Annotated in this window: 24 protein-coding genes; 13 read left to right on the top strand and 11 right to left on the bottom strand. The window is 51.6% G+C overall.

What is annotated here, in order from left to right:
• The first annotated feature begins 436 nt into the window (after positions 1 to 436).
• From ilvN to AAGJ81_15100, 6 genes are all read left to right on the top strand, one after another.
• Positions 437 to 943 (top strand): acetolactate synthase small subunit, encoded by a 507-nt coding sequence (ilvN, locus tag AAGJ81_15125; GenBank protein ID MEM0967478.1) that lies wholly within the window; start codon positions 437 to 439, stop codon positions 941 to 943.
• A gap of 20 nt (positions 944 to 963) precedes the next feature.
• Positions 964 to 1,995, top strand: a complete 1,032-nt coding sequence (gene ilvC / locus AAGJ81_15120; protein ID MEM0967477.1) for a ketol-acid reductoisomerase — start codon at positions 964 to 966, stop codon at positions 1,993 to 1,995.
• Positions 1,996 to 2,019: 24 nt separating this feature from the next.
• The gene (gene hemC, locus AAGJ81_15115; GenBank protein MEM0967476.1) at positions 2,020 to 2,874 is read left to right on the top strand and encodes a hydroxymethylbilane synthase; all 855 of its coding nucleotides are present in this window, start codon (positions 2,020 to 2,022) and stop codon (positions 2,872 to 2,874) included.
• A gap of 225 nt (positions 2,875 to 3,099) precedes the next feature.
• On the top strand, positions 3,100 to 3,882 hold the full coding sequence (locus AAGJ81_15110; GenBank protein MEM0967475.1) for a uroporphyrinogen-III synthase: 783 nt from the start codon (positions 3,100 to 3,102) through the stop codon (positions 3,880 to 3,882).
• Positions 3,879 to 4,517 (top strand): phosphoribosylanthranilate isomerase, encoded by a 639-nt coding sequence (locus AAGJ81_15105; GenBank protein ID MEM0967474.1) that lies wholly within the window; start codon positions 3,879 to 3,881, stop codon positions 4,515 to 4,517. Before AAGJ81_15110 ends, AAGJ81_15105 begins: the two co-directional genes overlap by 4 nt.
• A 25-nt stretch (positions 4,518 to 4,542) precedes the next feature.
• The gene (locus AAGJ81_15100) at positions 4,543 to 4,923 is read left to right on the top strand and encodes a hypothetical protein (GenBank protein ID MEM0967473.1); all 381 of its coding nucleotides are present in this window, start codon (positions 4,543 to 4,545) and stop codon (positions 4,921 to 4,923) included.
• Between the two features lie 224 nt (positions 4,924 to 5,147).
• Here the strand turns inward: AAGJ81_15100 and AAGJ81_15095 are convergent, their stop codons facing one another.
• From AAGJ81_15095 to AAGJ81_15045, 11 genes are all read right to left on the bottom strand, one after another.
• Positions 5,148 to 5,399, bottom strand: a complete 252-nt coding sequence (locus tag AAGJ81_15095; GenBank protein MEM0967472.1) for a hypothetical protein — start codon at positions 5,397 to 5,399, stop codon at positions 5,148 to 5,150.
• A gap of 123 nt (positions 5,400 to 5,522) precedes the next feature.
• Positions 5,523 to 6,197 (bottom strand): ribulose-phosphate 3-epimerase, encoded by a 675-nt coding sequence (gene rpe / locus AAGJ81_15090; protein MEM0967471.1) that lies wholly within the window; start codon positions 6,195 to 6,197, stop codon positions 5,523 to 5,525.
• A gap of 331 nt (positions 6,198 to 6,528) precedes the next feature.
• Positions 6,529 to 7,665: a DNA polymerase III subunit gamma/tau gene (gene dnaX / locus AAGJ81_15085; protein MEM0967470.1), complete on the bottom strand. Its 1,137-nt coding sequence runs from the start codon at positions 7,663 to 7,665 to the stop codon at positions 6,529 to 6,531.
• Positions 7,666 to 7,735: 70 nt separating this feature from the next.
• Positions 7,736 to 8,173, bottom strand: coding sequence for a TA system VapC family ribonuclease toxin (locus tag AAGJ81_15080; GenBank protein ID MEM0967469.1), 438 nt, complete (start codon positions 8,171 to 8,173; stop codon positions 7,736 to 7,738).
• Entirely contained in the window at positions 8,154 to 8,423 is a 270-nt protein-coding gene (locus tag AAGJ81_15075; protein MEM0967468.1) for an antitoxin, read from the bottom strand. The genes AAGJ81_15080 and AAGJ81_15075 overlap by 20 nt, the downstream gene beginning before the upstream one ends.
• A gap of 112 nt (positions 8,424 to 8,535) precedes the next feature.
• Positions 8,536 to 9,561, bottom strand: a complete 1,026-nt coding sequence (locus AAGJ81_15070; GenBank protein ID MEM0967467.1) for a Gfo/Idh/MocA family oxidoreductase — start codon at positions 9,559 to 9,561, stop codon at positions 8,536 to 8,538.
• The gene (locus AAGJ81_15065; protein ID MEM0967466.1) at positions 9,558 to 10,076 is read right to left on the bottom strand and encodes a DNA-3-methyladenine glycosylase; all 519 of its coding nucleotides are present in this window, start codon (positions 10,074 to 10,076) and stop codon (positions 9,558 to 9,560) included. The genes AAGJ81_15070 and AAGJ81_15065 overlap by 4 nt, the downstream gene beginning before the upstream one ends.
• Before the next feature lie 52 nt (positions 10,077 to 10,128).
• A complete protein-coding gene (gene eda / locus AAGJ81_15060) occupies positions 10,129 to 10,752 on the bottom strand; it encodes a bifunctional 4-hydroxy-2-oxoglutarate aldolase/2-dehydro-3-deoxy-phosphogluconate aldolase (protein MEM0967465.1) in 624 nt (207 codons plus the stop codon).
• A 199-nt stretch (positions 10,753 to 10,951) separates the two neighbouring features.
• A complete protein-coding gene (locus tag AAGJ81_15055; protein MEM0967464.1) occupies positions 10,952 to 12,256 on the bottom strand; it encodes a glycoside hydrolase family 71/99-like protein in 1,305 nt (434 codons plus the stop codon).
• 72 nt (positions 12,257 to 12,328) lie between these two features.
• The gene (locus tag AAGJ81_15050) at positions 12,329 to 14,386 is read right to left on the bottom strand and encodes a sodium:solute symporter (protein MEM0967463.1); all 2,058 of its coding nucleotides are present in this window, start codon (positions 14,384 to 14,386) and stop codon (positions 12,329 to 12,331) included.
• Positions 14,387 to 14,657: 271 nt separating this feature from the next.
• Entirely contained in the window at positions 14,658 to 15,716 is a 1,059-nt protein-coding gene (locus AAGJ81_15045) for a LacI family DNA-binding transcriptional regulator (GenBank protein ID MEM0967462.1), read from the bottom strand.
• A 215-nt stretch (positions 15,717 to 15,931) separates the two neighbouring features.
• On the opposite strand from AAGJ81_15045, the gene AAGJ81_15040 reads away from it, so the two are divergent.
• The 7 genes from AAGJ81_15040 to AAGJ81_15010 all read left to right on the top strand — a co-directional run bounded on the left by AAGJ81_15040 (position 15,932) and on the right by AAGJ81_15010 (position 24,904).
• Positions 15,932 to 16,909, top strand: coding sequence for a MoxR family ATPase (locus AAGJ81_15040; GenBank protein ID MEM0967461.1), 978 nt, complete (start codon positions 15,932 to 15,934; stop codon positions 16,907 to 16,909).
• Between the two features lie 33 nt (positions 16,910 to 16,942).
• Positions 16,943 to 17,809: a DUF58 domain-containing protein gene (locus AAGJ81_15035; protein ID MEM0967460.1), complete on the top strand. Its 867-nt coding sequence runs from the start codon at positions 16,943 to 16,945 to the stop codon at positions 17,807 to 17,809.
• The gene (locus tag AAGJ81_15030; GenBank protein MEM0967459.1) at positions 17,806 to 18,534 is read left to right on the top strand and encodes a hypothetical protein; all 729 of its coding nucleotides are present in this window, start codon (positions 17,806 to 17,808) and stop codon (positions 18,532 to 18,534) included. The genes AAGJ81_15035 and AAGJ81_15030 overlap by 4 nt, the downstream gene beginning before the upstream one ends.
• Positions 18,531 to 19,559, top strand: coding sequence for a VWA domain-containing protein (locus tag AAGJ81_15025; GenBank protein MEM0967458.1), 1,029 nt, complete (start codon positions 18,531 to 18,533; stop codon positions 19,557 to 19,559). Before AAGJ81_15030 ends, AAGJ81_15025 begins: the two co-directional genes overlap by 4 nt.
• Positions 19,556 to 21,682 (top strand): VWA domain-containing protein, encoded by a 2,127-nt coding sequence (locus tag AAGJ81_15020; GenBank protein MEM0967457.1) that lies wholly within the window; start codon positions 19,556 to 19,558, stop codon positions 21,680 to 21,682. Before AAGJ81_15025 ends, AAGJ81_15020 begins: the two co-directional genes overlap by 4 nt.
• On the top strand, positions 21,663 to 24,230 hold the full coding sequence (locus tag AAGJ81_15015; protein MEM0967456.1) for an SH3 domain-containing protein: 2,568 nt from the start codon (positions 21,663 to 21,665) through the stop codon (positions 24,228 to 24,230). Before AAGJ81_15020 ends, AAGJ81_15015 begins: the two co-directional genes overlap by 20 nt.
• A gap of 269 nt (positions 24,231 to 24,499) precedes the next feature.
• Positions 24,500 to 24,904, top strand: a complete 405-nt coding sequence (locus AAGJ81_15010) for a nuclear transport factor 2 family protein (GenBank protein MEM0967455.1) — start codon at positions 24,500 to 24,502, stop codon at positions 24,902 to 24,904.
• Positions 24,905 to 25,486: the final 582 nt, after the last annotated feature.

The following is a 25,486-nucleotide window of genomic DNA, read 5'->3' as shown; positions in this document are numbered from 1 at the left end:
GATGCCAGTGTAGCCTCGGAACTCAGTTCCGGGGAGCGAGTTTTCTGAGAATAGATCCTCGTTTTGTTTTCATTCAGCGCGGCTTGCCGGAGCCTACGCCCTACCAATGCAACTATTTTCGAGAGAAGCTCCCAAATCTACTACTGTTGGGTCGTCTTAGTGATACTACGTGTTTTCTAGACGGTTCTCCTGTAGCTGGCCTCGCCGAGGCCGGGAGATGTCTCAGCTTCATCTCGTCTCCTGGTAAAACAAAGCGAGGTCAGTGACCTCATCCATAGATGTCTTTTCGGAGGATGAGGCTATTGACCTTCGGCACGTCGCGCCGAAGCCTCGTCGTAGTTGGAAGGTCGTAGAGAGACGGCGGCTCCGGCAATCACCCCCTTGCTCCTTGACAGGGAAAATTGCGAGAGTCAGGCTCTACGGTTTTCTTTCATCCATGTCCTCCGTTCAAAAGCACACCATTTCTGTTCTTGTGGAAAACAAGTTTGGGGTTCTTGCGCGCGTTGCCGGTATGTTTAGCGGTCGTGGCTTCAATATTGAGACGCTGAATGTCGGTCCGGTTCACCTGGAAGGTCTTTCGCGGATCACCGCCACCATCATTGGGGATGATCAGGCGCTAGACCAAGCCCTGAAGCAGCTCAACAAATTGGTGAACGTTGTCGAGGTGGACCACTTTGCCGAGGGCGGAGCGGTTGCCCGCGAGCTGATCCTGATGAAAGTCAGCGCCGATTCCAAAACACGACCGGAGATTATGCAGATATGTGATATTTTCCGGGCAAAGGTCATCGACGTGAGCCCCCATTCGGTGATTCTCGAGATCACAGGAAACAGTAATAAGATCAAAGCATTCTTCGATCTAATCACGCCGTTTGGTGTGAAAAAAATGGCCCGCACTGGAATAGTCGCTCTCGAACGCGGCTCTCTTCCAAAGGACAGTGCTTAACTTTTAAACCCACCAGAAATATGCCAGCAAAAGTCTATACTGAAAAGGACGCGGATCGTGAGATCCTGAAGGACAAAACCCTCGCCGTAATCGGATACGGTTCTCAAGGTCATGCCCATGCGCAAAACCTAAAGGACAGCGGTTACAAGGTGATCATAGGTCTCTATGCCAAGAGCAAGTCACGGGAAGTGGCGAAAAAGCAGGGCTTCAAGGTGTATGACACGGCTGAGGCCGTTAAGAAGGCGGACGTGATTATGGTCGGTGTTCCTGACATGCGGCAGCAGAAAGTCTTTGAAGAAGATATTGCTCCGAACCTGACCAAGGGAAAGACCCTCCTCTTCACTCACGGTCTTTCGATTCATTATGGTCTCATCGACGTCCAGCCGGACGTGGACGTCATCATGGTTGCTCCCAAAGGCCCGGGTCATGTTGTCCGCACCCAGTATCTCGAAGGGAAGGGCGTTCCCGCATTGATCGCGATTCACCAGAACCCTTCCCGCAAGGCCAAGAAGATCGCCCTCGCATGGGCGGATGGAGTTGGCGGAACGCGTGCGGGTGTGATTCAGACCACTTTCAAGGAAGAGACCGAAACCGACCTCTTTGGTGAACAGGCTGTTCTTTGCGGGGGTGCAAGCGCACTGGTTGCAGCTGGGTTTGAGACTCTCGTCGAAGCGGGATATCAACCGGAAATGGCCTACTTCGAGTGCCTCCATGAGCTCAAGCTGATTGTCGATCTGATGGTCGAGTCGGGAATAGCCGGTATGCGTTTCTCGGTTTCTGAAACAGCGAAGTATGGAGACATCACCAGGGGTGCACGGGTGATCAACGCGCAGACTAAGAAGTCCATGGCAAAGATTCTCAAAGAGATTCAGAGCGGGAAATTCACCCGCGAGTGGGTTCAAGAATATGAAGATGGCCTGCCAAACTACACCAAGACATTAAAGGACGGTGAGAATCATCCAATCGAGAAAACCGGTCGTCGTTTGCGCGGTCTGATGCCTTGGGTGGAGAAACGTAACCTCAAGGGTTCTCAAGCCAGTTACAACGGTTAGATCTTCTCGAGGGTCTGTCCTTCGATGAATGCGGAGACGGTGATCCTCGCCAGCCGGCGCAGCCGCCTCGCTCGCGCTCAAGCCGCCATTGTTGAACGCGCCGTCATCGACCTCGATCCTTCTTGGGTTACCGGTGTGTTGTGTCTAACGACCACCGGAGACCGAGAGGCATCGTGGTCTCTCGAGAAGCAGGGAGGAAAAGGCCTTTTTACAAAAGAGATCGAGGAGGCTCTTCTTGCCGGAGAGGCTGATCTTGCGGTGCACAGCGCCAAGGATTTGCCGACGGATATGCCAGATGGACTTTGCCTCGCGGCGTTTCTTCCTCGGGAGGATCCTCGGGATGTCTTGATCTTAAGGGAAGGGGTGAAGACTCCTTCGACGATCGCCACAGGAAGTCCTCGGCGCAGGGCGCAACTGAAGTTGATGTTCCCAGAGGCAGAGTTCTCGGAGATACGAGGAAACGTAGAAACCCGTCTGCGAAAGATTGGGGAGGGAGCAGCGGACGCTACTGTTCTGGCGGCTGCGGGATTGTCTCGGTTGGGCATCTCGAAGATGGAGGGTTTGCAGTTTCGAAAACTTCAGACGGATCAAATGGTTCCTGCCTGCGGTCAAGCCGCTATCGCCATTCAAACCAGGGAGGAGGACAAGGATCGGTTTCAACCGCTCTCTGATCCGGATACAGAGAAGGCAGTTCTCTTGGAGCGTAGCTTTCTCAAAGCTCTTGGGGGTGGTTGCCATACGGCTTTCGCCGGATATTCGGACGGAGAACAGTTTCACGCCTTCCACGAAGATTTTGGCCATCGTGTAGAAGAGCTACCGAGTGCGGAAGAGGTGGATGATTTCTTTGCGGATCGGTTTTCGGATTGGGTGACAGGGTAGGGCGCAGGCTCCGGCAAGCCGGGCAGATCGAGAATGAAACCGGTGTCGATTACAAGGTACTGTTTGTCAGTCGAAGTAGGACAATTCAGGAATTTCGGAAATCGAAGTTCGTTTGTTCTATTATCAGCGCGGCTTGTCACAGACTACGCCCTACCAGAGGCGGTTGCTTCGATTCATCCCGTTTTCGTCTCGTAAAAAGGTTTTGTCGAAGGGTAACGTCGTTTGATGGCGAAGAGTTTGTCAGGAAAACGAATTTGCATCACGAGGGCGCGGGAGCAGTCAGCGCGGCTTGCATCTCTACTCTTGGAGCAGGAGGCGGAAGTCGTTGGGCTTCCTTTGATCGAAGTCTATCCATCAAAGGAGCGGGCAGTTTTGGAGGAGGTGCTCGAGCAGCCGGGTGTCTATGATTGGATCGTCTTTTCCAGCGCCAATGGGGTGAAGTTTTTCTTTGAGGCTTTGATCGACCGTTGTGAAGACCTGCGTTCGATTGGCTTCGCCCGAATTGCCTGTGTTGGAAACGCTACGGCCGATGCGGTCAGGTCCTTACGGCTTCGCGTAGACTTGATTCCAGAGGAAGCAACGGGCGACGCGCTCGCATCCTCCTTGGTGGAGTCGGGTAGCCTCGACAACGCCAGAGTTCTGGTGGTCGTCGGCAACCGAAACAGGGATACGCTGCCGCGGATTCTCGAAGAAAATGGGCATGCAATCGTCGACATCGCCGAAGTGTATGAAACTCGTCTTGCGGATCTCTCGAAGAGTGGAGTAGCCAAGGAGTTTCGCCAAAAGGGTGCGGACGCGATTTTGTTCACGAGTGCGAGCACAGTGGAGGCATTTGTCGAGCAAGCAGAGTCGCTGAAACTGGCGGCGGGAGCAGCGATACCCAAGGCCTTTAGTATCGGACCGATGACTTCCGAAGCTCTCGCCAGTGCTGGAATCCCGCTCCATGCCCAGGCCGTTGATGCTAGTCTCGGTTCCTTGGTAAAGGTAGTTGCTGAAAAACTACAGTGAGCGGAGAAATCGAGATTAAGGTCTGCGGGCTCACTTCCGTTGCGGCTGCACAGCAGGTAGTTCGCTTGGGTGCCGAGTATGGAGGGATCAACGGCTATCCACCTTCCCCTCGTTTTATTGATGGTGAACTTGAGGAAGAAGTTCTCAATGAATTGCCCAAAGGCTCGCGGATTTGGGTAACGGTTGAGCCGTCGCTTGCATCCGCGAAAGAGGCGCTCCGGCGAGGGTATGATTTTGTTCAGATTCACTTTGATCCGAAAGGGTCGTTTTCTCCGAAGGACCTCGCATCCGCAGTGGGCAAGGGGAACGTGTGGCTCGCCCCCCGCCTCGCGGATCCTCTCGATTTTTCAGAGGAGTGGATTGGCCTCGCGGATCTTTTCCTGATCGATGGATTTTCTCCAGACAGAGTGGGTGGGACCGGGAAGCGGGTCTCCGGTCAATCGTTTCGGGAACTGGAGAGTCGCTATCCGACCGAGAAGTTTTGTATTGCGGGCGGGATCGCCCCGGGGAACGTCGAAGAGGTCATTCGTGAGAGCGGAGCCGAAAGGATCGATGTAAATAGCGGAGTGGAAAGTGCTCCTGGCGTAAAGGACGTCGGGAAGCTGGAGGAATTGTTTCGTTTGGTTCGTCGGTAGGAGGAAAATCTCACGGAAAGACCTAATGATGAAAGCAGGAATCAAGATACTTGCGGTAATTGTTTCTGGTGTTCTCTTGGTCTGGGTATGCGTTGAGATTTGGGTCGTTCGACCTTCATGGCCGGAACTGACCGAGGGGCAAAAGTCAGAGTTGTTGAGGATCGTCGAGATGAATCGCTATTCCGAAGATCGGGAACTGAGAGAAGACGAGATCAGTGAGGAACTTCGGGATATAGCACCCTATGGGATCTGGATAGAAAACGGTTCCGTTGTCGTTCTAGTAAGTGGTGGCGGAATTGGTCCCGGTTGGGGATATTTGATATCTACTGACGGAAGGGCGCACACAGGAGATCAATATCTTTACAGCCCCGACCCCCGCTTCCAGCGTTTTTTGCAGGATCGCTGAACTGCGCAAGATTCTGGTTTTCAGTATCTTGGGGGTTTATTTCGATCAGCTGTGTTCCGTCGATCTAAGTTTGGGTATCTGCAATTTCCTTAGTATCGTGCCGCGGACATCGGGGCCGATGTCCCTCCAAGGTTTTAGATTCCTGGAGGGACGCCGGCCCCGGCGTCCGGTTTTATCGTAGCTCTACGCCGGACATCGAGGCCGATGTCCCTCCAGATTGGCTACTAGTTCTTCTCCGGTTCGCTCTTGAAGAAAGGAATGAGCTGTTCGGCGTGGCCCTGAATGATACGGGCAACCTGTTCAGGAGGTAGGTTGGGACTCCTCTTTCTATGAACGATGAAGATCGCTGCGAGCATTGCCACTTCGATATCAACGACTTTGGCAGACTGCTCCATGAGTTCGGACGCCATCCGTAGGGCGTGTTTTTCGACCTTTTTGTATTGGTCAAAGGCTTCTTCCTGAGGTGTTGCGGCCATAGGGCGAGAAAGCGGGTTACCGTGACGGTGGTCAATTCGGTATTTTGTCGCGCACGGGCGGACTTGGATTCGCAAACGATAGAATCCATGCTTTCAAGGGGATTCTGCGGTAACGCAGAGGCTCTAGGTCCCTTCCAAGATCTTGCGGAATCCTACTGGATCGTCTGCTTTAAAAAAGGCCGTCCCACAAACGAAGGTATCTGCTCCGGCTTTGGCGCATTGAAGTCCAGTCTCCGAATCTACCCCACCGTCTACTTCGATGCGAAATGAGTATCCACCGGATTTTCTGGTCTGGGCGGCTTGCTGAATCTTCTCGAGAACGTCTGTCCGGAACGCCTGTCCACCGAAGCCTGGCTGAACGGTCATCAATAGCAAGAGGTCGATTTCGGATAGAAAGGGAACAGCGCGCTCAAAGGGAGTTCCGGGGTTAAGAGCGAGGCCTGCCTTTAGGCCTTTCTCACGGATTGCCTGGAGCGTTTTTCGGATGGGATAGAACGGTTCGACGTGAATAGTAATCAATTCCGATCCAGCATTGGCAAATGCATCGATCATCAGATCTGGTCGATCCAGCATCAGGTGGGTATCAAAGAAAAGGTCGGGCGCGATCTTTCGAGCGTCTGCCACCGTCTGGGGACCAAAACTGAGATTGGGAACAAAGTGCCCGTCCATGATGTCCAGATGGAGCCACTGGATTTTGGCTAATTCTACTCTGGAGAGTGCGTCCGAAAGGTTCGCGTGGTTTCCAGCGAGCAGAGAAGGCGCAAGAATACGAGTGGGAGTTGAATCTGAATCGGACATTGAAAGAACTGCTGCTTAGTCGAGCTTGTCGGGATTCACAAGAACTGGTCCTTGAAAGTGTGCACCGAACTCTTTCTCCAGGAGAGTTTTGATTTCGGTGGGGGTTTTCGCGAGGAGGGCGTCCAGCTCGTTGGTGGAAGAGGGGAGTTCGGAGGCTCGTGCGACCTCGGCCTCGAGATCGATCTTGGGGTTTGGTTCAGAATTCAGTTGGGATGAGGCTGTCTCCGGTTCCGCAGCCTCTTCTTCCAGTGGTGCGACCGCCTTCGCAACTTGAGGCGTGGAATCGGTCTTGACCGACTCTTTCTTCGCCGACTCCGGTGCTACCTTCGGTTCACTTTTTTTTTTGACCCGCCGGATCGTTTTCGGCGAGGTCGCTGATGCGGCGAATAACGCTATCGATTGGTCGGGTCCTTGCGTGATCCACTGCACGGAGGAGGGTTACCTCAAAATTCACTTTTTCGGAGAGACCCTTTTGGACAGACCGCTCTCCAGCCTTGAGGGCGTCGAGAATACGAAGGAGCGGTTCAGTTTCGAGCGAAGGCCCGAGTTTGTCGCTTAGTCCGCCGTTACGAATCGAGTCAAGAAGTGAGCTTCTGACTAGCGACGAAAGATCAAGGAGTATTCGAGAGAGATCCTTCCCTTCTGATGAAAAGCGGTCTGCGCAAGTGATCAGAGTCCCGTAATCGCTCTCGGCGAGGGCTCGTCCCAAAGTCGCTAGGTCGGATTCTCCGGCCATCCCGAAAACTGAGAGAACGTCAGCCTCGGTCACATTCGTGCCACAGAATGAGATGAGTTGATCGAGGATTGATTGCGCGTCTCGCATGCCACCGTTGGCCAGTTTTGCGATCGCTTGGAGGGATTCTTCTTCGACCGCAATCGCTTCCGATTCGGCAATTTCCGCCAAGCGGCCCACAATCTCCGTTTCGTCAATCGGGCGAAATTCAAGACGCTGACAGCGGGAGACGATAGTCGGAAGGACCTTGTTACTTTCTGTAGTCGCAAAGATGAATTTTACGTGCGACGGCGGCTCTTCAAGGGTCTTTAGGAGGGCATTGAAAGCTGCGGGTGAGAGCATATGCACCTCGTCTATGATGTAGATCTTGAAGGGGCATTGGGTAGGACTGTATTGGCAGTCCTCGCGGAGGTCGCGGACTTGATCGACCGAGTTGTTGGACGCACCGTCAATCTCAATAACATCCATGCAACTTCCGCCCATAATCGCCTGAACCATGTCTGATTCAGGATCAAAATCTACTGCTGGCGCATCTGCACCGTTGAGGGCGCAGGCGAGGAGTCGAGCAGTGCTGGTTTTTCCGGTTCCTCTCGGTCCGATGAAGAGGTAGGCGTGGGCAATCCGCTGCCGCTCAATAGCGTTGGATAGGGTTCTGACGATGTGCTCCTGGCCGACGAGGTCGGCGAACTTTTTGGGCCGCCAACGCCTCGCAATTACCTGATAACCACCTTCCACTCTCTCAAGGTGGAAAGGACCTCACCGCAGCGCAACGGAAAATGCTTAATCTGCTTAAAGTTCCCCTAGATCAGATTCTAATAATCGTGGCGTCGAGTCCTTTGAACTGCTTGAACGCTTTATCTAGCGTCACTAGTTGAAATCCAGACTGGTGAGCAAAAGCCGCCAACCATGCATCCATCCAGAGTTTCGGCGAAGCAGTGTCAGGTGTAGCCCAGAGCTTCCAACGTTCGTCTATGCCGGATGGTTCGTTTGCCATAGAAATGCGATCATCCGTTAGAAAACTATCCACGATTTCCCATGACTCTTTGTTCGATAAAGGATCGATACCATATGGTAGTAAAACGGCCCTCGTTGTTAGAAGGCGCATCAAAGACTGTTTAGTCAATCGGCAGAAAAATACCTCTTCAGAAGAGGTCTGGGTATCGAACCAATCTTTTGCCACTGCATGGTAGGAGTGCCCCGAAAGCGTTAGTGCAAGCCAGATATTAACGTCCGGGAGTTTCATCCACCCAATCTTCTTCCTGCTTATTCAGAACGTCCGCGATCTGCTCTGGATTCAACTCAGTAACGGATTTCGAAAGTTCACATTGAATCAGTGGTAACTGAACGCGGCGACTATTCGTATCTTTCGCTTGCTCGGTTAAGCCTTTTCGGAAGACCTCTGCAGCTACTTCACGAAATTTTTTTCCCTCTCGAACTGCTTTTAGCTTCATCCGTCGGACCAAATCATCGGGAAGATCAATCGTAGTTTTCATCTACCCATATTCCCAGTTTACCAGCTTTCTGGCAAGTTTGATTGGATAGCGAATGGCTAGGTCTTTCGCATTGATAGATCAGCGGAACTCACGGGTCTCGTTAATCGTGAGATTAAGTTTTCTCACTTGGGTAGATCACACCGATTTCGGCTCTCCATTGATCGAGGGCCTTCATGTTTCCCAAAGTGTCCTCTGGGGTCATCGCTGGAGACTTAAGAGCCTCTCCAGAGAGATACTCAGCGAAGACATCTGCTTCATAGGAATAAAGGTCCTTGGTGTCGGGATTTTCCGGTAAGATCGAAGCTTTCCCCGATCGATTGATCTTGATCGGCCCACGGCAAAACCAAGGAGAGCTGAGAACAAGACTTCCTTCCGTGCCCTCAATGATGACTTGATTGGCCGCATTGACCTCAAGGGATGCGAATAGTTCGGCAATTACTCCGGATTTGAATCCGAGAACGGCGGAAGTGGATGTATCGACTTTGGTAGTGGGATGAAGGTTGCCGACTGCTCTTATTTCGTATGGCTCGAGAAAACCGACGCCGTTTGCAACACCCGCAACCAGTCGAGCGAGGGACATAGGATAGCACCCAATATCGAGAATTGCTCCACCTCCTAAAGCTGAGTCGAAGAGACGGCTTTGGGGATTTGGTTCAGCGCGAAAACCGAACTCTGCCTGAACTCTGCGCACCTCCCCGATGCTGCCCTCCCGAATCAACTGAACCAGCCGCTTGGTCTGAGGATGGCAGCGATACATAAAAGCTTCCATTACCTGAAGGCCATTCTTCTCTGCCACCGTAAAGATCTCCTTGGCGTCGGCGTGGTTTATCGCGATCGGCTTCTCGCAGAGCACATGTTTCCCTGCTGCCACCGCCTTTACGCACCATTCCCGATGGAAGGTGTGTGGAGTGGCGACATAAATGGCGTCAACATCCGGATCACTAAGAAGCGATTCGTAATCACCGTGGCCCTTTGCTCCCCGAGTATTTATTCCGTTGAGGAAGGCGGATGCTCTGGAATGACTCCGGCTACCTACAGCGACTAGAACTCCTTTATCCGAATCGTGGAGACCTGTTGCAAATTTTTGGGCGATGGATCCAGGTCCCAGAATTCCCCATCGGATGGGCTTGGACTTCATTGCAAAACAAACCGATAGGGCTTCTTAGCCCACACTGGACCTGCGTAATCAATTCCTATTCGCGGAGTCTTTTTGATTTTAGATTTCGACACTTTGATTCCATCGGTGACGAAGAATCCGGAGGCTGAATCTGCTTTTTTCCTGTTTGCGTCACCTGTCATGCCGATGGCTTTGGTGAGCTTTCCCGGTCCGTCAAACTGGCCAGCCCCACGGATTAGAACCGCGGCTGGATAGTCCTCCGGCCCGACTACGATGTTGGCTAACCAATGCACTCCATAACAAAGATAAACGTACCAATACCCTGCGGGTCCAAACATCACCTCGCTCCGTTTTGTTCGCCCACAGTGAGCGTGACAGGCCTTATCCTGCGGTCCATCGTAGGCTTCCACCTCGTTGATGAGCAAAGATTCCCAAGAGTCTTCTTTTTGGAAGACAAGCTGCTTGCCTAATAAATCGCGAGCAACCGTAAGTGTTGGCCGGTCGTAGAATGGCTTATTAAACTCTGCGGATAACACAGCGGGAGACTCGATTCCTGGAAGGGTCTCTGTATCCGGAGAAGATTGCAGATCAGGAGTTTAGGACAGCGAGCGCCGCTGAGGCGTTCTCGGTAATTTCGCTCCAGTTTTCTTCGGCAATAGCCTTTTTTGTCGCGATCCAGGTTCCGCCGACGGCAAAGACCGATGGAAGCGAAAGATAATCCTTTAGATTTGTAAGACTGACTCCTCCTGTCGGACAGAATTGGATGCCGAGACTCTGGTAGGGTGCCGCTAACGCCTTCAGTGCAGAGGGTCCTCCAAGGCTACCGGCTGGAAAGAACTTTTGGTAGCTGCATCCGTGGTTGAACGCGTTTTGTATATCGGATGGGGTGGCAATTCCCGGGATAAAGGGAATGCCTGCATCCCGAAAGATCTGGATGATGGCTGCGTCGGTCCCCGGAGCCAGTCCGAATTGGCTTCCAACGTCGATTGCCTTCTTCGCCTGGTCCGAAGTGACAACGGTTCCCGCTCCAACGGCCATCTCCGGAAATTTTCTGACAATGCGTTGAATGGACTCCGCAGCGGCTTCGGTCCGAAAGGTGATTTCAACGACTTTCAAACCTCCTTTGAGAAGAGCCTCTGCTAGTGGTTCCGCGTTCTCGGCATCTTCGATAGCGATCACGGGAATGATTGGATGAACTTTTGGATCAAACATGAAGGCGGAAGAAGATAGATGGCTTTCTAGAGTCTGAGAAGACCTTAATTTTAGCCGTTTCCAGAGTGTTACTCTCCGTTCACGTCAAACCTCTACGGGTATCTTCCCATTCAATCCTAGTTTGATCTTCTTGAATTCTTCCTTGTCCAGAGCGTGTGGTCATCGCAGCTTTCGGAGATTTCCATGAAGCCGCTTTTGTCTATAAACCCTTGGGCAATTCTTCGGTATCTGGAATTTCTCCTCGGAGAAGCTTTCCAATCGCGCCGGTTAGCCGGAGATAGAAGTCGGGCTCTTGGGGGGCATAAGTGAGAAAGCGACTCTTACCCACAGGGGGATTGTCGGTCACTTTGAAGATCTGGGTTCCCTCGTCCATCTCGTCAAACATGGCAACGTAGAGCGTGTCAGCTCCAGCTCGTTTTGCAGCCACTGCCTGAGACCAGAGGAAAAGCCCTCCTTCCCGCGGAATGTGATCGAATTTCGCGTCCTTGTGGGCGTAACGGTTTGCCCAGCTAAATCCCGGGAAAGCGAGCGGCATGTAGTGAACTCCATTTTCGTCACACCATTTTTGATCTTCGGCGACGATCGTCTCGCCTCTCTCCAAAGCCGTCTTGGAACCACCAAATCGTCCGACCTTCCAGGGCAGGAGCACATCGGCGCTACGAATCAAGTCGTGAAACTGCGGGTCGCTTACAGCGTCTCGATCAAGGGTTCGCCAATACGTGGGAACACCAAGCATAACGGTGCAGCCTCCGTATTTGGGGTCATTCTTTAGAAAATCAATCAGGGTCTGAACTTCATCCAGCGTGTATTTGCGTCCATCAGAAAACCCAACGCCCCAAATGGCTACGAGCGGTTTTCCGTCTTCGTGGAGGTAGTTTGGATCATTTAAAATATCGAGTCGATCAACAATGCCGCGCCAGTCGTCCATCACCATCGGCATTTCGCCATGACGGACACCGGTCAAATCATACATGATCGCAAACGAACGGTCGTGTGCCCGAGCTCCTTCCTGAACGTATTCGAGAATCTTGTTGTTCGAGGGCTGCAAGAGTTCCCACTGGTGGTGTCCCCCCTCGAGGACATCGTGAGCGAACCGCTGGAGAAACACTCCGTCGATTCCATATTCTTTCATCCATTGAAAATGTCGGCCGATTGTTTGCTGATTTTGGGATGTGAAAACGTAAGCAGGGTTGCCATCCTCTAGGACGAATGGCGTCACGTATTTTTCCGAGTCCGTGAGTTCACTCATATCCGGCCAGTAATCGATTCCTACCTCACCGGGCTTAAACTGTTCGTCAAAAGTCTCGTAGTGTTCCCATCCTAAACCAGACCCGTCTGTCGGAGTGCGGTACCACCCTTGGTATCCTGCAAAAACTTTTCCGGAAAGACCGTCGGCAGCAACAACTATTTTCTCCGAAGGCGCTTCAACATCCGCGCTCCTCAGCGACGGAAGAAGGCCCACGAAAAGAAGGGAAGAGAGTAGAGTGTGTATTCTCAATTGCATTTTTCTTTCACGAGTCTAAGAGAGGTTTTCAGTAAGGCGAAGGTGCTTGGTGCGATCGGTCCTTGGGCGTGCTCAAGCACTCTTACTTGTTTCCAGAATAGCTCTTTGGGAAATCGGATGCGATTCGCTGGTAAGTTCTTTGACTCCTGCCATGGGGTCTGCGCGAGCCGTTCCGGGATTGCTCTTCGTTGGTAGGTTACGCCACCAAAAATAGTACACCCCAACCGCAGCGATTAGAAAGACTGGTAGCGTAAGAAAGAAAGAGGTGTAGGATTTAATCATCAATTGCATGGGAAGAAGGAAGATCGTAATCTGCGCCAGCATAACGAACGGCACTGAGATGATGTCGTTTTTATGTTCCTTCGACCACACCTTGAACTCCTCTGGGTCAATTTGCGCCTTCAAAGGGCGCCACCAGCCAAACGGCCTGGTGGTTTTGTAGAAGTTTAAAAGGATCGGCATTGGTGTTGCAGGAGTCAGGTAGGAAAGGCCGACGGTTCCGATCACGGAGATACTGGTCATCGTGATGAACAGTGGAACCTGCCCGAGATCCGGCCAGATAGCATACTGAACAACTGCTGCGATACCGCCCAGGGCGGTGCCTCCGATCTGACCCCATGCGTTACAACGCCACCAGTACAAACGAAGCACGTAGGGCCCAATCGATCCGGCGGTCAGACCCATCAAAAACCATTTCCAAATCTCATCGATGCTCTCAGCGTAGATTCCGATGAAAAACGCCGCACCCACAATGAAGGCAGAGGAAAGATACGCCGCTCCAATCAGCTCTTTGTTCCCAGCTCTCTTGCGGAAGGTCGTTTTATAGATGTCCTTCACAAACTGCGCGGACGTCTTGTTCACTTCTCCTGTCAGAGTCGACATCATCGCAGCAAGCATCGCGACGATAAGAAAACCTCTAAGGCCGGTGGGGATGCTGTTGAGGAGCACGGCCGGTAGAATCTGTTCGGGATTGACGCCGCCTTCATAGGCGACAACCACCAAACGCTTTTGCCAGTCGGTTCCGAGGGAGCTTTGTAAGCGTTCGATGAGAAGAGGGTTCTGCTTCTCGGGTGCATTGACGATACTGGTGGTGAGCTCATTCCAAAGACCTTTGTTGTCCACGATCTCCGGATGGTATTCCTTGATTGCTTCGACCGCTTCATCGGTCTTGCTCATATCAGGAAAGAGGTTGCTCACGAGAAAAAGCCCCATGATTGCAAAACCCATCATCATAGGCCACCGAAACGCTACGGTTATCCCCTGAAGCATGGACTGAAGTCCGCAGTCCCGGTCGCTCTTCGCGCCGAAATACCGGTTCTCGTCTCCCGTGCCCGGGCCGTAGAGGACATTGCGCAGCAGGTAGAAGAAAGCGATCCAGATGAGAAACTCGTAGTCCCCATAGCCAGCAGGCATCTCCGTTTGCCATTTGGGGAGTGTCTCTGTCCATGTCGTATTACCGGTGACGGATTCGGCAAGATTGCCAATAAACCCAACATCTGGGACCATCATAAATGCCATCACGGAGACCACGACACAGGAGATGAGGACGATTCCCCCTTGGACCACATCGGTAAGGACGACTCCGTAGAAGCCCGCCATCATCGTGTAGATTGCGCAGGATCCGAGGATGATCCCGGTAACCACCATTGGAGAGTAGGGAATAAACATTCCAACGAAAAGGCTGGTTCCCCGAACGAGATACGCAAGGAGCACGATCGTAATCAAAAAGGTTGATGCCGCTTTAAAGACCCGCATCAGCTTTGCCTCCGCTCCCGTTCCAAATCGGTAGGCGATCCACTCGGCCCCTGTCATGCAACCAGAACGGCGATGCCACTTACCTGTATAACAAATCAGAAACGCAAGAATCAGAACGGCACCCCCTCGAAATTCTACGAATAAGCCTTTCGGTCCAAGCATGTAGAGGAACGCTGTGATAATCATGGTTCCTGTGAGGTCGAACCACATCGCCATCCCGGCCATGCCGAGGAAATACCAAGGCAAAGAACGACCGCCGAGGAAATAATGGTCGAGGCTCTTGGACGCCTGCTTCGTCATGTAGAGACCAACCCCCATCGTGATAAAGAGGTAGACAACGATAATGGTGATATCGATCGGGTTTAAAATAGACATAGACCTAGACGGAGTGGAGGTAGGGGTTCTTAGGAATTTGGATCAGGCAGTTTTGTAAAACAGTTATTTTGTTGGTTGAGCTCTTTGGCGAATAAGCCCGTGTCGCGAAGAATTTTAACAGTGAAAATTCTTCTTTCTGGAGGGATACCACAGGGCGGGGCACGGGCTGGTGTTTATCTGTGAACAAAACGAACAGGGTAGTTTGAAGGATTTAAATAGAAAAACGTTTAATCTTTCGGGCAAGGGTTTTGTCTAAAGGGGGGAATGGCCCTTACTTGGCATTCTTCACTTTCGCCTTCGCGGGCGGTCCGATCGACTTTCGGGTGACTAGTTCTACCGGCAAAACCACATTTCTCGCGGGAATCTCGGGAGAAGCGATTCGCTCCAAAATGAGTTTCGCACCAATCTCAGCAATTTTTTGGCGGTCCACCCTTACGGTGCTGATTGGAGGTACCGCGCTCTGACTCAGATCATCATCGAAACCGAAGACACTCATGTCGGCCGGGATTTTGTATCCATCCTCTTTAAGGCGAACCTGCATTTCGGAAGCCAACGTATCATTGACAGTTACGATTGCCGTAGGTCTCAGTTTTCGCTGTAGCGTCTTTTTAAGCTCTGAGTAAGCGCCGAAAGTCTCTTGGAAGTTCCGCAACGCAGGACAAAGGGTTGGCGGCAATTGATGGGCTTTTACGCCATCTTCGAAACCCGCTTGCCGCTCGCTCGCGTTGTGACCGTCCTGCTCATAGGCCATAAAGGCAATCCGTCTGTGCCCAAGAGAAACGAGGTGATCCACAATCTGGCGTGTCGCCCCAAAACCGTCGGTTGTGACAGAGTCCACACGAACCCTTGGGCGAAAATTATCAATCAGAATCAATGGAATACCGTAACTGTTGATGGTCCTCACCACGTTTTTTGGAAATTGTCCCAGAAGGATAATACCGTCTACTCCCCCCTGGCTCACAAATCTGGGTGGTTGATCGACCAGATTCTTTCCGTCGAGACCGGGTAGGACTAGGTTGTAGCGGGCGTTCTCAAGAGCTTTCGAGAGAAATCCGAGAATGTCGGCATAGTAGATGTTTCTAAAAGCAGCTGCGCACGACGGATAAAACAAGAGTCCAATCGATTCATTGAGTCGGCGACGTAGGTTTCTTCCTGCAGAGTTTGGTTGATACCCGTGTTTCCGGCAGATCTCCCTGACCCGTTTGCGAACTTCCTCGCTGATCCGCCCTTTCTGGTTCAGGGTGTTGGAGACCGTAGCAATCGAGACGCCAGCAATTTCGGCGATTTCTTTAATTGAGGTTACGCTTTTTGGTTTTGGCTTCGCCACCATATCAGTTCGAAAGAGAATTCGGCCGAACTCAACACCTAAAGTTCCATGAGCGAGTTCGTAACTTCTCTTACTACCCCGTTTTTGACCGGCAGAAACTGGAGAACCAAAAACCTTGTCGATTCTTGTAATTTTCGCTTCTAGTCGACTGCCTCTCGCTTCGTGTCGCAGAGTTTTTGCTAGCAGGAATCCTGTTTGCTGGATAGTTCAGTAGAGTCATGAGCTTATCTGTTTCCTCCGTTGCTGATTCACTACAAACCATCCGCAATCGTGTTGCCGAAGTGGTGGTTGGTCAGGAGGACCTTTTGGAGCGTTTGCTTCTGGCTCTGTTGTGCAACGGACACGTGCTTCTGGAAGGTTTTCCCGGTGTCGCAAAAACGCTTACCGTCAATTCTTTGGCAAAAGCGATTCATGCTGAGTTCAGCCGGATTCAATTCACGCCCGACCTTTTGCCGGGAGACCTGACTGGTAGTTTGGTGTACGATCCAAGCCAACATACATTCTATTCTGAGAAAGGGCCAATATTCGCAAATATTATTCTGGCCGACGAAGTGAATCGAGCGCCTGCCAAGGTTCAGAGTGCTTTGTTGGAAGCTATGCAGGAAAAACAGGTCACTCTTGGAAAGGAGACCTTTGCGTTGCCGAATCCATTTTTTGTCCTGGCAACTCAAAACCCGATCGAACAGGAGGGCACTTACACGCTTCCAGAAGCTCAGGTGGATCGTTTTATGTTCAAACTCCGGGTGGGTTACCCCTCGATGGAGGAGGAGCACGTTGTCATGCAGCGAATGGCCCGGACGGAGCCTGCTACGAAAATCGAACCGGTTTTCGAGATCAGTAAACTGTCGGACATGCAAGCGGTTCTAGACGGGGTTTTTATCGATCCAAAAGTCGAAAAATATATCTTGAGGTTGGTGGATTCGACGAGGCACCCAGAGAAGTATGATCTCGAGATTTCTCCCTATCTCCGATTCGGAGCCTCTCCCCGTGCCTCTATCTTTTTGTCACTTGCAGCCCGTGGTCATGCGCTTCTGCAAGGTCGGGATTATACGACACCACAAGATGTAAAGGATGTTTCCCGCGATGTGTTCCGACATCGCTTGTCGATTTCCTATCGAGCCGAAGCAGAAGCGATTTCCCCGGATCATCTTCTGGATCAGATTCTGGCCAAGGTTCCAGTAAGCCACGAGGCGTAGCCAGGTTTAGAAGCAGACCCTCGGGATTGAAAAGTGCTCGATAGACTCGAAAGACGTCTGAAACAGTTGGAGATGCGGTGCCGACGCCGGGTCGATCATCTTTTATACGGAAGCTATCGATCTGTCTTTAAGGGTCGGGGTGTCGAGTTTGAGGAGTTATCTGCATACCGACCCGGTGATGACGTGCGCAAAATGGATTGGAGGGTCACCCTTCGGACGGGCGAAGCCCACATCAAGCGTTTCGTTGAGGAGCGGGAGCATTTTGTTTACCTGATCGTCGACGTCTCAAATTCGATGACTCATGAGAATAATGATCGGGTGCGAGACGCGGTGACCGAGGTCTGTGCTTTGCTAACACTGTCTGCGCAAAAGAACCAGGACCGGGTGGGGCTTTTCCTATTCACCGATCAGATTGAGTATGCAATGCCCCCAGACAAGGGTCGTGGTCACACAATCAGGATTCTTGATAAGCTGATGCGGTTCGAACCGAAAGGTAAGGGAACCGATCTTGCCGAGACCTTGAGGTGCTTTGGCCAGGTGGCAAAGAGACGCTCGATCGTTTTTGTAGTGTCTGACTTTTTGGCAACCGGTTATGCATCGGAGCTTCAAGCCTTGGCATTTAGGCATGATGTAAATGCGATTCGTATCTCTTCGAGGCAAATGGAGGACTCTTCGTTCACAGGTTTGGCGCGGATCCGAGACGCAGAAAGTGGGCTTCGAGAGGTGATTGAACTGAAGCAAGAGAGAGACTCAGATAGTCTCGAAACTTTGCGTCTGGCGATGTTGGATATGGGAGTTGATTTACTTGATATCCCGGTAGGGACGGATTGTGCCGATGCGCTTGCTCACTTCTTTGATCTTCGGCAAAGGAAGCCTTCATTTCTCGGGGCAGGTAAATGAAGTGGCTGTGCCTAGTCGTAGCGGTATGGCTTCCTGGAAAACTCTTTGGCGGAATTGAACTCTCCGTTTCTCCTTCCGTTTGCCACCCTGGAGATACGGTTGAGGTGAGCGCCGAGGCTTCGTTTGAAGAGTTCGCTGAAGTTCGTTTGAGGATTCCGGAGTTTGATTCGTTTCACACCGTCAGCTATCTGCGAGAGCCATTGCAATATGAAGCGGGAAGGTTTTCTCAGCGAATCGTTTGGGTCTTTCAACCGGTACACTCGGGGGTTTTCTCGCTAGAGGGACTCGAAGCAACGATTCAGCGCGGGAATCAAACCGAATCGTTGGAGCTTCCCTCAGTTGGTCTGGAGGTGATTCGTAGTTCCGAGAATACAGATGGTTTCCAGCCTGAATTGTTGGGAACCAAGATGGTTGAGGGTGGGGCTGGCTACTTGTGGTGGGTTTTTCTCTCACTCATTCTCGCCATAGTCTTAGTCGTTATCTTTTTGTGGGTGAGGGGGAGGATCGTGGAAGAGTCTCGTGAGGATCCCGGTGACCGCTTGTTCGAACTCGAAATGGCTCTGGAGGGAGAAACTCCTTCTCTCCAAGTGATTGAGAGTATCTTGGAGGATGGGTCTCTTCGGTTTGGTGATGAGCTTCGTCAAGCCATGGAGCAAGCGGTTTACGGTAGGTCTGTGGATTTTGATTTGGTTCGAGAGCTCGTTGAAAAAGAGAGGGTGCCGTGAGTTTCGCTTATCCCTGGGTTCTCTTGCTTATCCTTCCGGCGATGTGGCTTTTGAAAAGGCGCAAGGAAGAGCCATCGTTCACCGTGTCGTCTGTCAGTTTGTGGCCGAGAAAACGATCGGGTCGCACTCGGTGGTTGTGGGTTCCGGTTTTTCTTCGTCGCCTTTGCGTTGTTTTGGTCATTGTTGCTCTTGCATCGCCGCAAGCGGGAAAGACTTTTGAGCGGCAAGTGAACCAAGGAATTGCAATTCAGATGCTGGTCGATGTTTCCAGCAGCATGGATATGAGGATAGATGGTGGAGGGACGGAAGGGCTGACACGGATGGAGGTCGCGAGGGAATTGGTGGAACGTTTTATTGCTGGTGATGGCGAGGAGTTATCGGGACGTCCGAATGATTTGATTGGCTTGATCACCTTTGCGCGTTACGCAGATACCCGTAGTCCATTGACCTTCGGCCATGAGGGCTTGTTGCAGATCGTGAGACAGATTGAGATTCAGGATCGTCCGAACGAGGATGGAACCGCCTTTGGTGATGCCTTGGCGATCGCTGCGGCACGGCTAAAGAGTCTCGAAGAGTTGAAGGAGAGCGACCGCGGTATCGATATCGATTCAATCACCAGCAAAGTGATCATTTTGTTGACCGATGGCGAAAACAATTCTGGTAACCATCTGCCGCTCGGGGCCGCAGGATTAGCGAAAGAGTGGGGTTGTCGGATTTACGTGATCAGTCTTGGAGAAAGTGAGGCGGGGTTTCAATCCGACCAAGGGGAGGTTCGCAATCTTTCAGGTGCAGATCAGGTTCTTGAGCTGATTGCAACAGAGACAGGTGGACTCTTTCGACAGGCCAGCGATTTTGAATCTCTCCTCAGCGTATATTCGGAGATCGACAAGCTTGAGAGAGCTGAGATCTCAATTCGTAGCTTCGAACGTCTGTCAAACTGGTTCTGGCTACCTTTAATTCAAGGAATGGCTGCTCTTGTGATCGCGTTGATCCTTGAGGCAACCTGGTTGCGGGTGATTCCATGAGCGGTTTCGTTTTCCTGTGGCCGGTGGCCCTTTTGCTGCTTCTCTTGGTCTTTCCGATTGCCGCACTATTGCGTCAAGCCCGCTTGGAGAGGGCACGGATTCTATCCAGGCTCAGTGGTAGTTTCGGTGGCAGTCAAAGAACACGGGATTACCTGCGGTTGGCGGCTTTTGTTCTCTTGGTGCTCGGACTCTCCCGTCCCGCTTTTTCTCCGGGTCCCGAATACTCGCTGAGAACGAACCGCGATATTGTTTTCTTGCTCGATGTCTCCCGAAGTATGCTTGCGGAGGATCTTTATCCTTCTCGCCTTGAGGTTGCGAAGCAGTCGATTCGGGACGCGCTCGATGTCTTCTCAAGCGAACGAGTTGGGTTGGTGATTTACGCGGGCAGTGCCTCGATCCTTTGTCCGTTGACCTATGATTACGGATTCGTCCGTTACATGTTGAACCAAGTTCAGCCCCGTAGCGTTGATTTTGGAGGAACAACCTTACAGGCGGCTGTAGAAAAGGCGGTTGATCAGGTGTTTATTGAAGGGCGTAGTGGCGTTCAGGATCTAATTGTCATCACCGATGGAGGAGATCATGGATCCAATGTTGCCCGAGTGGTTGAGATTATCGAGGAGAGCGGTGCCAGTGCTTTGATCGTCGGGATCGGTGATCCAAATAATGAGGTCCTTATCCCAATTGTTGGGGATGACGGATCCGTGGAACCTCTTGAAGTGAATGGAGAGATCGTAACAACGAGACTGGAGGATTCATCGTTGCGCTCTTTCGCGGCAATGACTCCAAACATTGAGTACGTGTCCCCGGGAATCGAGGCGTTCCACCTCGGGGCACTCTATGAAACTTACGCGGCAGAGAAAGACGTGAGAGACACCGATGAGGTAGCTGAACTGATTGTCTACAAAGAGGGGTTCGCCGTTTTTTTAGCCTTTGCCTTGATCCTGTTGGTCGTTGCGGATCTGTGCGGTCGCCGAGTCGTTCAACTTGCGAAGGCCTCTTTGCTACTATCCGTCTGTTTTTGGGCTCAGGAGAGTGACGCGGAGGAACTGCAGTTCCGAAACGATTTTGAGAAAGGCGTCGGATTGATGGAAGAAGGAGCCTTTGAGGACGCTTTGCTTCAGTTCTCCTTACTTTACTCAGTGACTGACTTTGAGGATGTTCCGAAAGGCGATCTCGCAGCTTTGCAATTGAATCGTGGTCTATGTCTGATCGAGATTTCCCGGTCTCTAGAAAAGACCAGTCCCCGAACCGCTCTGTCCCACGCTAGCGAAGCGCGTCTTTCGCTTCTTTCCGCAAAGCGCTACTCACCCGAGATGAATCGTTCGAGTGCTCTTCTGGATTCGCTTTATGATTCCGTAGTCCGGATCCAGGCAATCATCGACTCGCAGGAAAGAGCGGAGGAAGAAATCACTCTCGAGCTACAATTGCTCGTCGAGAAGCTCGAGGTTTTCCGCAGCGAACAGGTGGAACTACATGATGCGATCATTCAGGGCAGGGATAGACAAGTGTCTAAACAAAGGGTCAGTTCCAACGAAGTGTCCCTTGGGGAGAAGATTCCATTTCAATCACCAGCATACCTCCAGCGATCCCTAGAAAGGCAGTCTGATTTGCTTTTGGACAGCTTGGAGATAGGGGAGCTGATGCGTTCGATCGATCAGAAACTGGCTTCTTTGCCTACATACGATGAGTCTGAACCGGTAACCATTTTGAGGCAGCCTTTGGTGCTTATGGATCGTGTGATTGAATCGGGAGAGAAAGCAGAGGTTTTGATTGCGGATAGGGGAAACTGGCCAGCCGCAAGGGTAGAACAGAAGCGTGTGGAGAAGCTGGTGACTGAAATTCTCGACTTGCTCGCGGGAGGATCTTCTCAGGAGCCGAGTTCCAATGAGAATCCTGAAGATTACTCGGAAGACTATGACTATGAGGACTGGAATGAAGATCAGGAAGGCATGGTTAGTTCCGATGCGGTAGCAGGAGATTTTGCGGCAGACTCCGAAATGCAAAGCCTGCCGATACCGGATTACTCAGTGGAAGACATTCTGAGAGAAGAGAGAGGTAGTTTGCAGTTCCGCCAACAGAAGCGGGCAAACGCGAACGCTGGAAATGTGGAAAAGGACTATTGAGGTGTTTCGTCGTATTCTCGTAGTGATTCCTCTGCTGCTCGGTACCAAGACCTTGCTGTCCGAGGTTTCTGTTTCGGAAAATGAGGCCCCGCCTGCTCTGGTAACAGTTCCGATCGAGTTTGATCAAAAGGTGTTTTTCGTGGGCACGATGGGGACCGCCCGGGCGTATTTTGACTCTCCGGTTCGCGAGCCAGCGAACTGGGAACTCGATTCGGATTCCTTTACCGTTCTGGAAGTCGACGTAGTGGAGGACTCTGATCGCGAAGATAGCTGGTCTGAAGCGATCATTCGCTTTGTCCCAAAGAGGGCTGGTTTGGCGACACTGCCGTCAATCGCGTTAATTGGCGATCAAGGAACTTTTAGAACAGAAGTTAAACAGTTCTTGGTGTCTAAACCGAGTCGGTCCGACGCAATGACACTTAGTATAGAGCCTGTTAAGCGTAGTGTTTACGTCATGGAGCCGCTTCGAATCGATCTACGGTGGGAATGTATGATTGACGCCGTAAAACTCCGAGAGATGAAGCTGCTTTCAGGTATCTTTGCGGACCGCTCGATCCAGTTCGTTATTCCTCGCAATACGTTCCCTGAAGAAGAGCAGGTAGGCCTTCCGATTGGAGGAAGACGGGCAATAGCGCGCCGAATCCTGAATCGTGAGGACAAGGACTTGTTGGGGACCATCACCTTGCCTTTCTATGTGCAGTTTAGCGAGCCGGGTCGCGTGACCCTACCACAGACCATGATTGAAGTTGCGGTTCTGGATCAGGCTTTGGGTGGCTTTGGGCAGTATGCGGCTCACTTCAACAACGGTTTGTTTGAAGCGGTGGATACAAATGAGATCTATCAGAAAATCTATGCGGTTGCTCCTGCTATTGAAATCGATGTGTTGCCACTTCCCGTGGACAAGCTGGAAACATCGTTCACGGGTCTTTTTGATCCGATCCAAATCGACGTCGATTTGTCGCCGACCGATAGCGAGATTGGGCAGTTGATGGAGCTCGAGATCAAGGTTACTGGAGAGGCTCCTCGTGAAATGGTCGATTTGCCAAAACTTAATCAGCACCCGGCTTTGAAGAATCTGTTTTTGGTTGATGACAGTTTTGATCGGTTTTGGAGCGAGCAGGGCACCGTGTTTCGCACCCGCATTCGTGCTCTTGACAGTTCGATAGAAAGTTTTCCTCCACTGAGTTTTCCTGTGTTTGATCCAGTTTCAGGTAGTTTTTCGATCCGAACTACTGATCCCATCCCTCTTCAGTTGCAGCCGAGCGGTGGATTAGACCTGATCGATCTAGGTTACCAAGGCGATGATTTGGCCGTGGCGTCCGAAGCCGCAGTGGGAATTTTGGGCAATCTTTCAGCAGATTCCACGACTCGTTTTCTCAATGGGATGTTCAATCTGTTTCGTTCCGGATTTTGGGCGCTGCTTCTTTTGGGCCCCATCCTTTTCGTTGCGTTGTTTCCATTTGCAAGGGAGCGCTATCGTCGTGCGATAGATCCAGTCTATCGTGCTAGAGCCGAAGCGTATCGAACGTTTCGCAAAAGTGTTCCTAATTCGAAGGCCAAATGGCAGGCGTTTCTCGGTTATTTGGCAGTTGTCTCTGGTGGAGAAGGTGATGCCTGGACTCGGAGAGATTCTGTGGCAGCTCTGGAAAAGCTGGGCGCAGAACCATCTGACATTGAGAAAGTGGAAAGTCTCCATGAAGCGGCTGACGCGAGGCTTTTCAGTAGTCATGCTGTTGAAGTTTCGTTTGATGATCTTGATCCACTTTTCAAGCGTATCCTCAGACTCGCAGCTAGAGTTTTCGGTATCGTTGTTGCAGTCCTTTCTACCTATCCGGGATTGCTGGAAGCCGGTGAGTGGGAGATAGCGGAGCGTCGTTTTTCAGAGGCGAGTGAAGCAGTCCCTGAAAGTGATCTTGCACAAAACCTTTACGCGGAGTCTGCGCTGCGATTTGAAGCAGCCGCCAGGGCACAGTTTTGGTCAGGTGAAAGTTGGTATAACTCCGGCAATGCTTGGTTTGAGGCGGGGAATTTGGGGCGGTCTGTTGCTGCCTATCGAAACGCTCAGTTCTTCAAACCGTTTAACGAAAAGGTTGCCCATAACCTGGAGTCTGTCCGTGCTCTGGTCTCCGACCAGGGGTCCTTTCATGTAGACTGGTGGGAGAGACTGCCCGTTCCGATTTTAAGGGTATTGGTCGTTGTAGCTAACCTGACCTTCTGGAGTCTTTTGTTCCTATTGTTCCGGTACAGGACCCGTTTGTTCTACATTGCCGTTGTAACCAGTGCGACCGCGCTGGTTGCCATTTCAGCACTGTTTGTTTTGAGCAAGGTGGCAGGGGGGCGTTCAGGCGTGCTCGTGGTCGAATCGATCGAAGCAAGAAAAGGTCCGGACCATTCTTATCCAAGAGCGTTCAATGAACCGATTCAGGATGGTCTGGAGTTAAGAATTTTGGAAAGAAGAGAGGATTGGATCTTTGTCGAACTACCCGGTGGGCGGAAATGCTGGATGCCGAGCTCACAAATACAGGTAGTGGGAAAGGATGTATCTTAACTCTACTGGGTGGGAGTTGAACCCTGGCATTTCCTCTCGAAAAGGACACTGAGGCGGTATTTTGGTGGTTTGCTAGGATACCGGGATCCATTCTATTACTCTATGAACTTACCCATTCAAACGCGCCTCGCTCAAAGCATGATCGCATTAATCGAAACCGATATCGCTATCGAATGCACGCGAGACCCGATTTCGATTCCGCTATCGAATCCCGAGTATGTTCTATTTTAGTAGCGAATTGATAATCCTTTAGGTCCAGGATCAGGGTAATGTCGGATAAGAAAACAAATGGTGCGGTGGCAATGGAGCTTTATGACGCTTTTCTTAAGGGCGACATCGAAGCGATTTTTGATCTCATGGATCCTGAGATTGAGTGGGAGCTGGTAGGTTCCGAGGAAGTCCCTCATTTTGGAGTTTATCGAGGCATTGACGAGGTGAAGCGCTTTTTCTCTATCATCGGAGAAATCAACCGGGTCGAGTCATTCGAGGTGCTTTCGGTAACGGAGACGGAAAAGGGCGCGTATGTAGAATGTCGCGAGCGTGGACACTTCGAAGGGCATCCCAAACCTTTTGATCTCCGATCCTGTCAAATTCTCGAGATCGCAGATGGTAAGATTGCCCGCTTTCGCATTTACCAGGACACGTCGCAGATGGTGGACGCCTGGCGGTCTTGATCGTAAAGGCGTCTTTCCTACACTTTCGATATGATGTCGAGCTGGCTTGCCATTCGTAGCTCTGTCAAAATCTTCATGCGGTTCCGACCCGTCCTACGCTCTTCCTTCTTCGCTCTGCGAGCTACGCAGGACGAGTCGAGCTTCCTCCTTCGCGCGAGGCTTCGGCGAGACAAGTCGGAGGGTGCCATTCTCCGCTAAGCGTAGAATGGCACGAGGGGTGGGATTGGCGCTTCGCTTTGTCGGCTTCGCCTCGGTACGAACCTTCAGTTCGAATCGGTTAAAAGGAATCTCGCTCACTGTAAGTTCTCATCGGGTTTGGTAACTTTTCTCATAGGTTTGGTAACTTTTGTAAAAAAGTCGCCATTTGGATGAGGTTAAGGAGAGTCTCGCACCGGAGATGCATGACCTTTGAAACTACGATTCATCATCCAGTTTTAGGGTGATTGATGCTTCCACGGTTTCGCCGTTTCCAGAAAGTAAACCGACTACCACTCCGGGGACGGTTGCAGCGGGGAGAGTCACTTCAAAGTCCTGCGTCTGCGACCCTCTACCTTCCTGGAATAGGTTAAAGCCAGGCACGTC

Source organism: Verrucomicrobiota bacterium, assembly GCA_038744685.1.
Taxonomy (GTDB): Bacteria; Verrucomicrobiota; Verrucomicrobiia; order Opitutales; family Puniceicoccaceae; genus Puniceicoccus.
The sequence above is the reverse complement of the archived record's forward strand: the minus strand, read 5'-3'. Positions and strand labels throughout refer to the sequence as shown.